Origin of the sequence: Bradyrhizobium arachidis (assembly GCF_015291705.1) — a bacterium.
Classification (GTDB): domain Bacteria; phylum Pseudomonadota; class Alphaproteobacteria; order Rhizobiales; family Xanthobacteraceae; genus Bradyrhizobium; species Bradyrhizobium arachidis.
In genome coordinates this window covers 5141225-5156399 of the sequence record NZ_CP030050.1, presented here as the reverse complement: position 1 = coordinate 5156399, position 15175 = coordinate 5141225, and the positions used below count along the sequence as shown (strand labels likewise).

Below are 15175 nucleotides of genomic sequence, written 5' to 3'. Positions count from 1 at the left end.
ATTAAAAGAGTACGGCTCACCTCGTGCGCCGTACCCTCACTACGATTTACAAGGGGAGACGGCTCGATCCATCTGTGCTAGTCTCTCACTTGCAAGCCCCGTCAAGCGCGTTCGCGCACACATATCGAGCTGTCAGGGTGGGCTTGCCAGCCGCGGGATCGCCGCCGCGTGCAGTCGCTCCAGGCGTAGGAGCCACCACCGGCCACAGACAGGGCCAGCATTCCCCATCAATGGCTGATACCGATGTCCAATTATCTCAACACGCGAGAAGCAGCGCGGCATGTCCGCCTGTCGACCGCAACCCTTGAACGCCTTCGCGTGAAAGGCGGAGGCCCCACCTATATCAATCCTGTGCCGGATCGCGTCGTCTACAGGGTCGACGATCTCGATGCGTGGATGCAGAGCCGGCGCCGCTCCTCGACCTCGGAAGCGGCGTAACCCCGCTCCGTGTCTCAGCGATTTCAGTTCTCACATTCGAGCCGCGGCCTTCGCCCCGCCGCGAGCAGGTCTCCAGGGCTGCCAGGAAGGAGATTCATCCCCAGAAACGACAAGCCCCGTCCACAGCGCTGCGAACGACTGAGGACAGGGCTCGAAGAAGGAAATTGTCTTGCGTACGAAGGACCATACCACGCAACGCGTGGATTTTCCAGAGCCACAGCATGTGTGGTCGGCCGCCGAGGGCAACTACCATGCGCCTTACCGACACTGCATCTACGACCTCAAGGCCTACGAACCGCCGCCGGATGTCCAGTCGCGCGAGATCGACGAACACGTTAGCAGTGTCATCCTCTATGTCAGGCCCGGCGAGCGGATGTCGACAAGAAAGAAGCGCCTTTGGGGGAAGCTCATAGCCCTCTTGGACAACCCCAGCGTTTACCCAGAACGGGCGGAGATCGAGTTCTCATCACCCTGGGGCATATCACTCCCGAAAGATTACAGGACCTCAGTTGTTGATTGGGCTCTGTCAGCCTGCAACGTAGTCTTGGTTTGCGTTGACGAAAGGCCTGGGCTCGCCGAGGGCGAAGCACACCGTGTGCTTGCTCCGCTCCAGGTTGTTTTTCGGTGTCGCGAGCAAGATGTTCAGGCTTGGACCGAATATCTACAGCCGAGGCTCAAGGGACGGCACCGGTTGCACATCGTGCACCCGCATATTCCGGTGGGGAGGGCCTGAGCATGACGCACCGCAAATTCAAAGTGGAAAGCATGCTTCATCTTGCCGCCAAGGGCTTTCGCGTCTTTCCAGTCACGATCAATGAAAAGAGGCCACCCCTCATCGAGGGGTGGCAATCCTATGCGACAAGAGATCCCGAGCAGCTCAGTGCGATTTGGGAGCTCGAGCCAAGGTTCAACATCGGATGCCTCATCGACTCCGGCTTTTCAATCGACTTTGACCCGAAGAACGGAGGCCTAGAATCGCGTCGGCGGATGAGGGAAGCGGGTCTTCTTACCCGCACCTACTCCCAGCGCTCGCCCTCAGGCGGCTTTCACGAAACGTATCGCTGCTCGCCGGAGGTTGCCAAACTCATCAAGAACGCGGTCGGAACGATCCCTGGCTATCCCGGGACCGACGTTCGCGCCGACAGGAAGGGCTACATCTTGGGTGCGGGTTCGACCACGGCGGCCGGCGCCTACACCATCGAAGACGACGCTCCAATCGCCGAGGCTCTTCCCGAGCTTCTCGCGATCTTACCGAAGGCTGATCCGACCAGAGCCCTCAATCTTGAGCCTCCCCTGGAAGGACAGGATAGCGAGAGCGAGAAGGCACGTGCAATCGACTACCTCGTCAACCATGCCCCCGAGGCGATCGAGGGACAAGGCGGCGACAACACCACTATCAAGGTCATCAATCGCGTCCGCGACCACAATTTGAGCGCGGAGACCACGCTTGAACTTGTGGATGAGTATTGGAACCGCACCAAGGCAATTCCGCCGTGGGGCTACGACGATCTCGCCAAGAAGGTGAAGAGCGCCTCGAAGTCCCGGAAAAATGCGGTTGGAGTGAAGGCGCCCGAGCACGAGCTTGAGCCGGTCCAGTTGAGCGATCTCCGAAAGGATCAATCAACACCTCCCCCCGGAACATGGGAGGAGCCGACAGACCTTTGGAAAGAACAAACTCCGCCGGCGGATATACTTGACGGCATTGCCCCACAGATTGCCGTCAAATTCGGGCGCGATCGCGCGATGTCATTCGGGGTCAATTCGGACGCGGTGGTTGCGACCACGGTTGCCGTCCTAGGGTCATTGATCCCCGCGACAAACGTGCTGCAAATGTACAACAATCGCAGCTCCTGGCAGGTCATCCCTACCTTCTGGACGGCTCTCGTCGGCGATCCCGGCTCCGCAAAAACGGCCGCAGTTAAGGCGCCTCTAGTTTTCGCCAAAGCGATCGACAAAAAGTGGTCGACCGAATTCGCCAACGAAATGAAGGAATATGAGCGGGCTGAGCTCGCCCATTCGGCCCGCGCGCCCAAGAAGAGGGCCGAAGCCCTCGCCACCAAGGAACAACCCGACGCCGAAACCGGAGCGGCCCCGGTTCCGCCGCAGAAGCCGAAGTTTAGGTCCAAAATCGCGAATGATGCGACAAGTGAGGCGCTTGCCACTCGTCTGGCCGAGACACCCGAAGTCGCTCCGATCATTCTTCACGCCGATGAGGTGGCAGGCTGGATCGGCTCCCTCGATGCATATCGCAACAAGGGCGCCAAAGACCGAGGATTCTTCCTACAAGCCAAGGATGGCGGATCTTACAGAGTCGATCGGCAAGGCCGGGGCTCGATACTGGTGCCAAACTTAGCCATATCGATCGTCGGCGGCATCCAAGACGATATGCTGGCTAAATTGGCTCCTGACTTAGAGACTGACGGCCTGCTGCAGCGGTTCGCGATCGTAGCGCTTCGACAGATGGGTCTAGGCGATGACATTCCTGAAGATCCTTCCATCGAGGCCATGATACCCCGCGTCGGGTTGGCTCTGTCGTCGCTTGGTGAGATGACCTACCACTTCGCCCCCGGAGCGGCTGCCGAACTCAACCAGATTAAAACATTCAAGGCCCGAGAGATGAGCCGGGCCGACATTCCCTCTGGCTTGAAGACCTGGCTCGCCAAGACTGATGCCGAATTTGGTCGCTACGCATTGGCCTTTCACCTGATCGAATGGGCGATGATTGCTGACGCCATCGAGACTGGCCCAGACGCAGTCATTAGTGGAGACACAGCCAGGCGGGCGCGGCGCTACATCGAGGAGTTCCTCTATCCACACTGCCAATACATTCACGCCACCGTTCTGGGGGGCGGCTGGAGCGACAACGAGACCCGGTGGGTGGCGGCTTATATTCTCACTCGGTCCCTCGAAAGGGTTACCGCTCGCGAGATCGGCAAGAACTACAGACGCCTTGGCAACAATCGAAAGCGGCTATTTGCCGTGATGTCCCGACTCGAGATCGAAGGCTGGGTTCGGCTGATAAACTCCGATCCAGGGCAGTGGAAGATTAATCCCGCCGTTCACGATGGCCGGTTTGACGAGACCAGACGAACGGAGGCCGAGCGCCGAGCAGCTGTTCGGGGCAAAATCGCCGCCGACGGGGCGAGCCGAAAAGACGACAAATCGGCGCCCTAGCACCGTCAGGGCGTCCGCGGTGTCTGCGCTTGTCTGCGCAATCATGGGACGCCCTTTTTCGTTTCCGCGATTTCGGCCTGCACACGATGCGGTGGATGCGCGGACACCGCGGACACACACTGAGTTCTTGCCAGGGGGCAGGTGTCTGCGGTGTCCCTTGCGCGCAGGAGTCCATAAAGGCATTTTCTCCTCCTCCCCGGTATCCTTTCCCCATCCCTACAAAGCGGTTTTCCGCGGACACCGCGGACGCCCACCCATAGCCCTTCCAAGCACTGGCCGATGCGGTTGCCCCGGCCGCCGGCACTATTGGAAGGCCCTGTGGCGCGGGGCTGGGCTCGATTGGGTCCGGGAGGCGCCCTCCCCATGCAACGCGTCCAGCGGCCCTCCTATCTCGACTGAGCGGCCTTCTGGCGGGCTTGCAGAGGCCTTCCAGCTACGGCAATCTGGCGTTGAGCCCCAGAACGGAGGTTTCCGATGCCCCGCGGCCAGTTCTACACGGTGTTCACCTTGGGATTTGCCACCGCGGTCGGCCTGCTCGGGGTGATCGCGGCGATCGCCCTGCTGTGGTGGCCCCAACCAGCCTATTGGACCGCCGCGGCGTTCGGTGCGCCCGGCAAGCCCCTCCCTTGGCTTACCCCGAGCATGTTCTCGCTCTTCGTCGCCGGCGCCGGTGTGTTCGTGGCTTACTGGATCGTCCGCATACAGCAGGCGATCGTCCGCCGTTCGGGCAATCGTCTCATCGCGAGGCTAAACGAGCAGTACACGGCGATCGAGCAGACGCAGGGCCGCGAATACGCCGACGAGTTCATGAGACTGCAGGCACAAGCCATGATCGAGGAGAGCGAAGGCAAACCGTTCAATCTCTTCGGACGCGAGAAAATGCTGCACGCCATGTCCGCAGCCGGCGTCCAGCTTCACCCGCCAGGCTGATCGGGTTGCTAGGTGCCAGCGCGCGTGTCGTGCGTGGGCCGCCGCAACATGGCGCCGCGCGCAAAAGTCATCTTTCGAAGCTATGAAAAGAAAATGTACCCCGCAGCGTCGAAGATTCGGCCTAGATTTCGCCCTCCGTCCCCAAAGTCGCTTTTCAAAACCGCTAGATCGCACAAAACCGATAGACGTCATCCCCACCGACAAGCCGCCGCCTGCTAGAAGAAATTCAGGGTCACAACGGGCCAACTCGCGTAGTGCAGCCGATACGACAGACACCGTGGCGAACGGCGATAACTTAAAGAGTTCGCTCGTCTTACGCATTCGAGCAACGCGGCTTTCATCGGCTGTCTCAGGCCGTGCCACCAGGTGTGCGACATACAGGTATGCTCGATGTGTTCGAACGCGCACTGAACCGCGAGTGAAGCGAGTTGTTCGTGGGGCCGGCTCGCAAAGGTGCGGACGAACCCTTCCGCCACGGTGTCGCGCCGCAGCCAGGTGAACGCCATGGCCGCCTGCCCCTCAGCGGAGAGCAGGTGCATGCCCACGTACGAGCACCTATCGATCATCTTCTGAACTCGGCGCGCCGCAAAGTCGTAGTGCGGCCGGAAGACGCCCGCCGCCATTACAGCTGGTGGATTGTCGAATCGTACGATAAGGCTGGCAACCGCCCCGAAATTCCGGGATGCGAGCAGCTGCCGCATCCGGTTCAGCGGACGGTTCAAGTGATCGATGGCGTCTAAAGAGGCTTCGAAAATCCAGGCGAACCTGAACTTTCTTGGATCGTCGAAATCCTCCTCCAACTCTGAAAGAGCTGAGTCCGATTGGCTGCGACGCTGATAGAATTCAGCGATCATGGCTCGATAATGCAACAGCGCCAGCTGCTCGGGCGAGAATGTCAGCGGCACATCTTCGACAGGCGCGAACAGGCGCTTGTCATGCGCCGCGCAGAAGCAGTTCAGCGTTGAAAAATCACCGATGCCGACCTCCGTCGCTTCAAAGCCGGTCCGATGCATCTTCATGACAGCGATCGTCTCATTGGGGACAGCAAGGACATGGCCGTTCCGTGCGATCTGGCTCAATTGAGATCGCGAGACGATATGCGCCCGGACGACCTGTCCGCTGCAGAAGGCTTGATCATTCTCAGCAAGGCACTCCTTCAGCTTGAAGAAGCGCTTGTGCCTTGCAGCAAACGAATACATGTGGGGAGGCACCGACATGGCCGCGGAAGATAGCGGATTTTGACGCCCGCGCAGCCAGGAAGATCGCTCTCCTGACGTCTACTGATTCGGAGTGACCCACTCCGGTTCGTCGAGTCTTGCGACGGGCCACCCGACAGCAATCGCATCCGGACAGTGAGATGCACGCTTGGTGCAAGCGGTCTTCAGTAAACCCGACAAAGTCGACAAGTCCAACGATTTGACGAGGCCGACGTTTGCTGATCCCAAACGCATGCTGGGGCTCATGGAGGCAAAGCATGCGCGCAGATCTGGATGTCCCGTACATCGTAGACCTCATCGCAGGCGTTACCGCTGATCAAGCCGCCTCGCCACCGGCTGATCAACACCTGCAAACACAGCCGCCGAACGCCCACTGTTCGCGCAGTGACGACGTACCTTACGAACCCTCTGCTGAGATCAAGAAGGCGATGCTGGCCGCGGCATATGCCGAACAAATGATAGAACGTCTGGCCGCGCTTCAGAACGAAGAGGTCATCAGGTACACCGGCATATCCCGCGCCGAGCTTGGCTTACGTGTTTGGAACGCGCCGCTTGGGGAAGTGGCCGGCCGGCTCGGGCTTAAAAAGCATGTGCTCGCCCGGATATGTCGGCTCTACGAGGTGCCTACGCCTCCAAAAGGTTACTTCAGGATCAGCTTCGCTCACCGTCCAGTCCGGTGGACCCGGATCGTGGGCGGGGCCTAAACCTATGAACCCCACCCCTGGCCTTTACGAAGCGAGCGAGGTCCTCGACCGACTCCGGTTGAGGAGGCACGAGCTCGAGGAGCTCCTGAACGTCGGCATCATCGCGCCAGTCGCCGGCGGGCCTTCAGGCGAACCTCGGTACTGTGCCGAGACCATCGATCGCCTCGCAGGTCCGCAGCAACGCACCCGGCTTGCCGACGCCATCTGGTGGGACTTCGACCTGCAACAACCGAGCTATATGCCGGTCGGCGCCCCCTGGGCTCGCGCAATCGATCTGCCCTTCTATCCCTTTGACGACGAAGAGCAGCAGCGTTGGACGCGGAGATATTACAAGCTCAGAGACGCCTGCGCACCTGGCCCCTACCCCGATCCGGGCCGTCTAACCCGGCGCCGCTCGAGAATGGAAGACAAGGCCACGAAGGCCTTTGAACGGAAGCACGGGATCGAGCGACCGCCGCAGAGCCGCGGTATCGATGTTTGGATACGTGGCACGCATATAAAAATTAGCAGAGCCAAACTGCGCGATCTCGTGTGGAGCAAGACGATGATCCATGCAGCGGCCGATCTCGGCATCAAGGAGACTGCGCTGCGCGATCTCTGCGAACGCTACATGATCCCGATGCCAACCCGCGGGCACTTCAACTGGAAGGACTCGAGGAAGCGGCCAACAAAGCCGCTGCTGCCGCTACTGCCGCGGAGCAACCGAAAGGGCTGAGACGATCGAGGCTTCGGCTCGGCGGAAGGGGTGTCCGCCTTATGCAATTGACATTTCGACACTTTTTGCGATTTTATCAATTTCTCCACGATTTACCCCACGTCGACGATCTCAGGCGCGGAGGGGCAGATTGCCGCCCCGAAGAAACTCCCGCTCCGCGCTCAACCAGAATTCGAGGTCTCGACCAATCGGCCGCCCCGCGTCTTCCCAAAGCGCGTGCGCCCGTCGCCTGATCTTCTCCTCCCGGCAAGCTTCTCTCAGCGCGCGCAGCCGGTCGCTGATCTCCGACGCGAATTCTTGGAGGCGGCAGACGGTCTCTGCATCGGTTATGCGTCGGATAGACCGATGCGCCAAATCAAGCTGGTGCTCGAGTCGAGAAATTTCAGGCAGGTAATCCATGGGGCACTCCGCACGGAAAGACCGCGAGGGGCTTTAGAGTTTGCAATCAACTCAGCTTAACCGGAACAAGCTTGAGCTGTTCCCTCCTAAGCGCGGGAAGCAGGTTGGGCGCGTTGAGAACCAGTTAGGAACACCCGGCGGACTTCCAAGTTTTCCCGACGGCGCTTCCCCCGGGCGCCAACCCGGTACGGCCCCAGCTCCCCACCCTGCCAGAGCTGGGGCCGTCACCCATGCACCCTGTCGGCTCGGTAACTGTCGAAACCCCTAGCTCACATGTCCATTTGACGGACCTGCCCTCCCCGTCGCACAGTACGCCGGGGAGCTAAGCAACATGGACTGGAAAGAAGAACTAGACGCGCTGGTTCGCGAGACTGCGGCGCTTGTCGCACTCACGGCCGCAGTGAACGTCCAACCGCAGACCGTAATTCAGACGACAGGGGCTGCGCCGACGAATGCGGCTCCCGTAGAACCTTCTCCGCCCATTGTGCGTCCGGTGGATCGCGGCTCCTCCGAGCGCGAGCGCATTATGGCACGCGTGCAGGGCTTCGCAGCTCATCAAGAGCGCATTCGACGCGAACATGAGGCTTTTTACTCTCGTACCATGCAGCACGCTCGCGAAGTTGCAGGAGGGCGCTCTGAAGACGCGGCGGTTTGCCCGTCGCGTGGAATGGGTTCATCCTCTTCACCGGGCTCGCAATAATGGGACGCTTACTGACCTTAGGGCTAATGCTGCTCTCTCCGCTCGCTCACGCGCAGGAGATATCGGCCGTCTGCAAGTACGAGTTCACGGTAGATGATCAAGGCCAGAAGAGCGGAACGTCTGGCGATTTCTCGCTTAAGGCAACGTACATGTTGCCGCCAGGGCAACCGCTCAACGTGCAAGTGCGAACGACCAAAGCGCCTTGCTACGAGTTTTTGGCCAACGGCGACGATATGCGAATATCTGGCACCTGCGCGCGTGCCGTTCAAAACATGAAAATGGTGTACGTCTACAAAATCGACCGCATCTCGGGCGCGTTCGAGGAGCACTTTTCCGTCAACGATAGGGCTGGGATTGTGCACTACGGCCACTGCTTGCCTGCGAAGCCACTACTTTAGGCGCAGGCGAGCGAGCCGATCTAGCTACTTTGCACACTCACAGAATTTTCAGACCATAGACGAGGTGCCACGCCCAACTTGTGCGAGTCTCGGCCTGCTCAAGGCACGTCTCACGCTCAATCCGCTCTCGGGGGTCTTTGATATTGAACTGCGTACATAGGCCTACAAAATTGGCGTAATGGTAGTTTTCAAGACGCACGACAGCCGATCCAAACCAAGCAACCGCGGCCAACATTACTATCAGCACAACCGACATGACCTTCATGGCTCTCCCTACAGCGCTGTTATTGGCCGACAGCTTTGCTTACCGTGCGGCTCTCGATTAATTGCGTTACCTTGCTGCCCGTTGTCCACATCCCTGCGATAAACAAGGCCAGTGACGCTAGCCCAAAAAGAAAGGAAACGAAGTGGGAGATGCGATTGAATCGCCGCATTCTGCGCGATTCGGCGTTGTCCCGGATATACGGATGTTCGTAGACACGATCCCTCTTTGTTTCGATGGCGACCATGAAAAAATTGGCGAGATAGGCGAAAGCCATGGCCGCGACTGCGCATGCAACCCCAATTGCGTAAAAGCGAAGGGTGCCTGCGACCCTTCCAACTTGATCGAAATCGACTTTATCCTTTGAAGCAACCGCGCCAAGAAAAGCTAAGATCGCTACTGCCGCGCCACCATTGATTAGTACAAGTGTGCGAAGCGCAAGATTCGAAGCTTCGATCGTCGCCTCATTAACATACGTATGGAACGCGTTGCTTTTGTCGTGAGCACGCTCGGCTTCGTTTCTCGTGCGCTCGAGCTCCCATTTGCGGCGCTCAATTTCTTTCTCTTCGGTCCACTTGCGTTCTTCAAATGGTACGTTTTCATTCATTGAGCACCTCGGATATACAGGGAGAAGCCTACCAGTTGGCGTTTGCGTCGTCTGAACAGGCTTCTGACCTGCCACCTTTATCGATGCAAGCTCGATACATCCACGGCACAACGAAGCTGCCCGCCCACACTCCCCGCCCCGCGTGCTCGGCCTCGCGTTGCGCGCCGTCGTATCTCCCTTTGGAGTAACGAGGCCAATCGAACGCAAGCCCGCCGCGCACAAGCCAGTCCCCTAGGTCGACGCCACCCACTGAGCACGTTGCGACTGTACGACCATAGACATCACGGCTAACAGGCTCACAGTTCACCGGCCTGCCACCGATGAATCTATCCAGCTCATTCGCGGCTTTCGCTCCGCAACGATAAGGCAAGCTGTCGTCACCACGGCAGAGCTGCGAGCTTTCAGGCGCATCGATGCCCCACAGGCGGATGCGCATGCCGTGTAGTTCGAGAGTGTCGCCGTCAATGATGCTGGCTTGCCCTCTTAAGTCATCAGCGGAGGCACCAGTGCAGAGTGCCGCGAGAATCAGCAGCGCGCTGCTGCTCAATCGCATTTAAGGCGACCTCCAACAATCGCCCTGCATCTCTCAACGATGGCAATCACCTCGGCCTCATCCACGTAGTCCTGACTCTGAGCTACACCTTCCGCGATACTTTCCACCGCCTTCTTGAACTCGCGATCTTTTTGTAATTCCTTCGCCACATAGAGGGGGTGGGCTGGAGCCACAATCTGGCGAGCCAACATAGCGGCGTTTGCCAGCGTTATGACGACCGCAACGGCCAAAACCGTCAGAACCCATTTTGGAGTTTCCACCATCACCTCTCGATTCCATTGAGCCCGAGTTGGGTTGTTTCGGCAACCTTGACTTGTTTAGAACGAAATGAGAACATTGCCCAGCCCCACCGTTTGGTTTTCCCCATGCCCGAAGCTGCCGCTCCCAAGCTCCATTCGGACGCGCAGGCTTTAGAGGCGGCTGCCGATCAGGCAATCGCGGCTTGCGGCGGTGACGCGCGCGAAGCTGTGAAGGCCCTGTTGATTGCGAACGAGTTTCTTAGAGCGCGAGATGGAAGAGCGCGTGTCGCGCGGGTACATTCGCGGCGTGAAACGCGGTCGATTCAATACTTATTCGGGTTGAGCGCGCGGCACAAAGCTACAATTTGCAAACGATTCATTTGCTCGGGCAACGTTCCATGAACGAAACACAGCTTCCGTTACTATCCATCGATCTTTCGGATGGCAGTCACCATCGATTCTACAGCCTCGAAGAGATCGGTAACTGGCTTAATCGTGAGCGCGCGGAGTTGAGTTGGTTCTTCGAAGGCGCGCCGCAGGCGGGCGGCGCCATATCAGAACTCCGTAACAACTATCAAAACAACTTCAACAACCTCAATCAGTCGCTTTCGCATTGGAGAAATGAACCCGACAACGCGCAGAGAATGCAGCAATTCTACAATATGTTCACCAGCGCCTATTCTTCATCTACAACTGTGCGCTCGGATCATCCCTTCGCGAGGATCGCCGCCGACATTTCCCGGAAGGAAGGCCCAACTGCCGCTGCGGCGGCCTTCGGCGCACTTCTCGGCATCGGATGTAATTTGAACTTTGAGACCGCAAAGGGCATTATCGCCGCGATGCTGAACCGATACGGCATTGACCCGCAGTCTCCGAACATCGTCAGCAAGGCTATCGAAGACTTGAACTCCTCGGTCGCCGCAGATCGGGTGAGAATGGGTGCCGAATGGGACGGGATCACTCAGAGGGCTGAAAACCTATTACGTGCGACGGACGAGTCTTTTAAGGGCCAAACCGAGAAAGCTCGAAAAGATGCGGCGGACGTAATTGGCCGCTTGCAGGAGTCTGTCTCTGGATCCATTCAAAGCATTCAAACAACCGAAGCAACGTATAAAGAGCAGATGAAGCTTCAAGCTCCGGTGGAGTATTGGCAAGAGAAGGGCCGCAGGCACGGAGACGCCCTTAAGGAGTCGCGCCGTAACCTCGTCTTGTTTGCTGTGTTGGGGAGCGTTGCTCTGGTCGGCGGCCTGTATATTTTGACAATGACCGCCCTGGATGCGTCGTCGAAGTCAACTGCGGACACAGCGATATTCCTGAAGTTCGCTGCTATCGGTGCGGTGGTAACAACCATACTATTCTGGGTAGGCCGCGTTCTTTTGCGCATCTACATGAGTGATCGCCATCTCTTGTCGGATGCTGAGGAGCGAGTTGCAATGGCAATGACCTACTTGGCGCTGAGCAACGAAGGCAAGGTTGAGGCTTCCGATAGAGCGCTTGTGTTGGCCCCTCTCTTTCGGACCGCTTCAGATGGTATCGTGAAAGATGACGGCCCCGATGCCTCTTTGACCGGTGTTATGGCAAAGATGCTCGACCTTAAACCCGGCAAGTAGCGCGACCTAACGCTAACTGCTAGGATTTCTTCCTAGCGGCCTTCAATCTTTCGACTATCAATTTAAGAGCAGCCAAAGAAGCACGCCTCCTTGCCACCTCGGTCAGGTTTTCGGCAGAAGCATTTCCTGGGCCTGATGGAAATGACACAAGACGACACTTTTCAATCATCGCCTCCACATGCCGCCGCGTCGTGAAGTACGCGCGGCCGATTTTGAAAAGATCAAGATTGCCCCGCCTATGCTCAGCCTTAAGGGTTGCCGGGCTAATGCTGTTCCCGAAAACGATCTCGCAAACAGCCTTCAGCGACAGCGGCTGATCGGGTGGCAGCTCCTCAAATGACCGAGCGGGCTTCAATGGGGTCGACTACGTGGCGCACTTTTTGATGCTTCAGCGAACGCCCGCCCCACGTCACCAAGCTCCGACTTTAACTCGAGCCGCCCGGCTCTTCCGGCAGCGAGTCAATCAGTACAAGAGCGTCAATCTCGAACGGCTCCAGCGTGACTGGATTCCAATCGTCTCAGCCCAGCGCTGCTACGCCTTTGCGCGCCTCTTCTCGGTCCGCACGGCCTAGCGGTAACAAACGTCCGCCTTAGACCTTTTGATTGAGGATTTCCGTTGCAACGCGCGCAAACGCCTCTTGCCCTCGCCCATCGGTTGCGCTTGCATAGGGTTTTCGGGGGGATTTTCACATGCGCATTTTGATCGTAGCGGCCTCGTGCGCCGCACTGGCCGGCTGCATGACGGCCGGCGAAACGGTTTCGTTCAAGGCCTCCAATCCGCAGCAACAAGCTCTGATGCGGGACGGGCAGCCTGCCCTCGTCTCTCGGCAAAAGAGTTCCTTGGTTCTTGTTCGGCCAGCATCCCGACAGCTCCAAGCGAACGGCCGGCCCGTGTTCGTGGTTGGCATCAATAACCTGGGCCGACAGCCCGTCGAGTTTCGTGTCGGACAGGTCGAAGCCGTCCAACACGCGGCAGGATCCGACTTCGAGATGAAGATTGTCACTTACGAGATGCTGGTGCAGGAAGAAAAGAACCGGCAGGTCGCGGCCGCGCTTCTGACAGGCGTCGCCGCCGGCGCCAACGCTTACAGTGCCTCTCGGGCCGGATACGGCACGTACACCACCTCAAGCGGCAGGACGGGCACATTCTACAGCCCGACAGCCGCGGCGATCGCTCAAGGCAATGCCGCCGCGCAGAACGATGCAATGATCGCCGCGACTGTGGAGACCGGACAGCGCAACATGGCTGCGCTCGAGCAAACGGTGATCAAGGACAACACCCTGTTGCCCGGAGAATGGTACGGAGGCCAACTTCACCTTGCGCCGCCGACCGACCAGGGCGGAGCTCAGAAGAGCTACACGATCGTGATCACTGTCGGGACGGACCGCCATGTCATCGACGTCGCTCAGGGCCCCGCGGGTGCGTAGACCTGCAGGTCCTTTCATCTTCGTTCTTTGGTGAGCTTTGGAACACATATGGGGAAGGTCGCTGCTGACTTAACGGCTGCCCTTGCCGGGGCAGGATCGCTTTTCCTTTTGCTGGATTTCTTCCTCTCAGTAGAAGCAAAGCGTCGATTGCTCGACGCCTTAACACGATGGTGGCTTTGGCTGGATCAAGCGGCGGATTGGAAAACGTTCGATTGGCTGCGAGGACGATCTCTGCTTCTCTTTGCCTTCTCTGTTGCCATCATAGTCCTCGGGTTTCTTGTTTTGGGATGGCAGGCTGACAGCATTCTTGTAGCCCTAGGCCTCGCGGGTTTGCTTCTGCCGGCAGTGGTCACGGGCCCCTGGCTACTCAGAACTGTCGTCGGGGAAACTAAATGGGGTTTCCTTTGGCTTCCTGTTCTGATGACCATGGTCACTCTCGATGTCTACGACTTGACGAAGGATCTAAATGGCCACCAGGTCTCTGTTCCTCTTGGCATGTTCGTCGGCTATCTATTCGTAACAACCGGGTTCATCGACTTGGCTTGCTTGCCCCTCTGGCTTACGCCAGCTTTCAAGGCGGCAATAAGGGGCTTGGAGCTAACCATTCGTAGGCTGGCGGAATACCCGAAAGGTCCGCTGCTCGGTATCAGTGGAGTCCTAGGAGCTCTTGCGGGAGGACTGAAATTGTTTGTCTAGGCGCACAGGCAAACAAGAAACGGGATCAATCCGTTCCGAGAGGATTTCAGCCGCTCAAGTCGCAGCACCAAAGAAGCTCTCGGAGAATGTCACCACCGACCAGCGCACTTTTGTTGTAGCGGGAACTCAGGGCGCCGGGAGAACCGGGCTACTCCCACAGCTCATCTATATCGACCCAATTCATTGACCATGGCGAACCGCAGCTAATATCGCTGCGGCCTTCGCCGAAGAAACCGGGCAGCATGAACATGCCGCCTCAGCTCGTTAGCCCCGCGACATAGGGTTCTGGCAATCCCATCTTTCGCGCAACAGCTTGCAATACTTTGGCATATTCCGGATTGCCGCTCGCGCCCTGCGGCGGGATCGGCAGATTGAAACAAAGAGCGAGCTCGGCTGACCCGTCGGCCAGCTGCGCAAGAACAGGCTCCGGCCGGTAGGCAACGACGCTGGGGTCCGAATATAGCTGGTCGACCTCGGCGTGAGTAAGCCGCATGATCGTGCCGTAGACCCGGCCATCTCTGCTCGCGACCAGCGTGGCACGTGCACCAAGCTTAAGCGCAAAACGCTCGACGTAAGCCTGTCTAACCTGGCGCGGCCGAAGTCCTTTCGCTTGAAGGGCCTCGGGATCCATAAACAATCCATAGAAGAAGATTGTGACCTGCTCCGCCATGACGGCATTCTACCCCTTCCAGGCCACAAGAAAAGCCCGAGCCGCCGGGATGCCGGCGGCCTCTCAGCGCCCGCGCCATCGCAGGACCGGGCAAAGTTGGAAACACCCACGTTCGGCTGGGCAATATCACTGCAGCGAGAAACGGAAGCAAAAAGCAGCGTGGGACGGGATTCGCGCATAGTGAACGGCCCGTCGGCTCGCGCCGGCTGCCTACAATCGACGCCACATCGTTGTTGGCGCCAGGGCCTTGCCACTGGCCGTTCTCAACGCATCCGTCGAACGTTGCCCCTTTGCCGCGGCCTCAAGTATCTTTGAGGTCACGTCCGTTCTGAGGCCGACTTCGCTCACACGAAGCCGGCAGCTGTCTCCAAGCGGCAACAGTGCTGCTGGCCTCTTGCGATATAAGTCATTGGAACGAAGCCCCACCATGCCGAT

At 58.6% G+C, this 15175-nt stretch carries 16 protein-coding genes; 10 read left to right on the top strand and 6 right to left on the bottom strand.

Going from position 1 to position 15175, the window contains the following annotated elements; genetic code table 11:
* The first annotated feature begins 243 nt into the window (after nt 1-243).
* From WN72_RS24085 to WN72_RS24070, 4 genes are all read left to right on the top strand, one after another.
* Nucleotides 244-438, top strand: coding sequence for a helix-turn-helix domain-containing protein (locus tag WN72_RS24085; protein ID WP_092216340.1), 195 nt, complete (start codon nt 244-246; stop codon nt 436-438).
* 169 nt (nt 439-607) lie between these two features.
* Nucleotides 608-1171 carry a hypothetical protein gene (locus WN72_RS24080; protein WP_143130614.1) on the top strand — a complete coding sequence of 188 codons (564 nt, stop codon included), beginning with the start codon at nt 608-610 and terminating at the stop codon, nt 1169-1171.
* Nucleotides 1172-1173: 2 nt separating this feature from the next.
* Entirely contained in the window at nt 1174-3612 is a 2439-nt protein-coding gene (locus WN72_RS24075; protein WP_092216338.1) for a DUF3987 domain-containing protein, read from the top strand.
* Nucleotides 3613-4086: 474 nt separating this feature from the next.
* Nucleotides 4087-4542 (top strand): hypothetical protein, encoded by a 456-nt coding sequence (locus WN72_RS24070; RefSeq protein WP_092216337.1) that lies wholly within the window; start codon nt 4087-4089, stop codon nt 4540-4542.
* A gap of 215 nt (nt 4543-4757) precedes the next feature.
* Here the strand turns inward: WN72_RS24070 and WN72_RS24065 are convergent, their stop codons facing one another.
* On the bottom strand, nt 4758-5741 hold the full coding sequence (locus WN72_RS24065; RefSeq protein WP_092216336.1) for a hypothetical protein: 984 nt from the start codon (nt 5739-5741) through the stop codon (nt 4758-4760).
* Between the two features lie 275 nt (nt 5742-6016).
* Between WN72_RS24065 and WN72_RS24060 the strand changes: the two genes are divergently transcribed.
* Entirely contained in the window at nt 6017-6463 is a 447-nt protein-coding gene (locus tag WN72_RS24060) for a hypothetical protein (RefSeq protein WP_092216335.1), read from the top strand.
* A 4-nt stretch (nt 6464-6467) separates the two neighbouring features.
* Nucleotides 6468-7178, top strand: coding sequence for a hypothetical protein (locus tag WN72_RS24055; protein WP_092216334.1), 711 nt, complete (start codon nt 6468-6470; stop codon nt 7176-7178).
* Between the two features lie 111 nt (nt 7179-7289).
* Here WN72_RS24055 and WN72_RS24050 read toward each other — a convergent pair whose 3' ends face one another.
* Entirely contained in the window at nt 7290-7577 is a 288-nt protein-coding gene (locus WN72_RS24050) for a DUF2934 domain-containing protein (protein WP_092216333.1), read from the bottom strand.
* Nucleotides 7578-8276: 699 nt separating this feature from the next.
* Between WN72_RS24050 and WN72_RS24045 the strand changes: the two genes are divergently transcribed.
* A complete protein-coding gene (locus tag WN72_RS24045) occupies nt 8277-8675 on the top strand; it encodes a hypothetical protein (RefSeq protein WP_143130613.1) in 399 nt (132 codons plus the stop codon).
* A gap of 284 nt (nt 8676-8959) precedes the next feature.
* Here the strand turns inward: WN72_RS24045 and WN72_RS24040 are convergent, their stop codons facing one another.
* Genes WN72_RS24040 through WN72_RS24030 form a run of 3 tightly spaced genes read right to left on the bottom strand, consistent with a single transcriptional unit; the run spans nt 8960 to nt 10363 of the window.
* Nucleotides 8960-9544 (bottom strand): hypothetical protein, encoded by a 585-nt coding sequence (locus WN72_RS24040; protein WP_092216330.1) that lies wholly within the window; start codon nt 9542-9544, stop codon nt 8960-8962.
* A gap of 28 nt (nt 9545-9572) precedes the next feature.
* Nucleotides 9573-10097: a thermonuclease family protein gene (locus WN72_RS24035; protein ID WP_092216329.1), complete on the bottom strand. Its 525-nt coding sequence runs from the start codon at nt 10095-10097 to the stop codon at nt 9573-9575.
* Nucleotides 10088-10363, bottom strand: coding sequence for a hypothetical protein (locus WN72_RS24030; RefSeq protein WP_143130612.1), 276 nt, complete (start codon nt 10361-10363; stop codon nt 10088-10090). The genes WN72_RS24035 and WN72_RS24030 overlap by 10 nt, the downstream gene beginning before the upstream one ends.
* A gap of 371 nt (nt 10364-10734) precedes the next feature.
* Here WN72_RS24030 and WN72_RS24025 point away from each other — a divergent pair, with 371 nt between their 5' ends.
* The 3 genes from WN72_RS24025 to WN72_RS24015 all read left to right on the top strand — a co-directional run bounded on the left by WN72_RS24025 (nt 10735) and on the right by WN72_RS24015 (nt 14070).
* Complete coding sequence (locus WN72_RS24025) at nt 10735-11946, top strand: DUF6161 domain-containing protein (protein ID WP_092216327.1); 1212 nt, start codon at nt 10735-10737, stop codon at nt 11944-11946.
* A gap of 690 nt (nt 11947-12636) precedes the next feature.
* Nucleotides 12637-13374 carry a hypothetical protein gene (locus tag WN72_RS24020; protein ID WP_092216326.1) on the top strand — a complete coding sequence of 246 codons (738 nt, stop codon included), beginning with the start codon at nt 12637-12639 and terminating at the stop codon, nt 13372-13374.
* A gap of 48 nt (nt 13375-13422) precedes the next feature.
* The gene (locus WN72_RS24015) at nt 13423-14070 is read left to right on the top strand and encodes a hypothetical protein (protein ID WP_092216325.1); all 648 of its coding nucleotides are present in this window, start codon (nt 13423-13425) and stop codon (nt 14068-14070) included.
* 256 nt (nt 14071-14326) lie between these two features.
* Here the strand turns inward: WN72_RS24015 and WN72_RS24010 are convergent, their stop codons facing one another.
* On the bottom strand, nt 14327-14740 hold the full coding sequence (locus WN72_RS24010) for a gamma-glutamylcyclotransferase family protein (protein WP_092216324.1): 414 nt from the start codon (nt 14738-14740) through the stop codon (nt 14327-14329).
* Between the last annotated feature and the right edge of the window lie 435 nt (nt 14741-15175).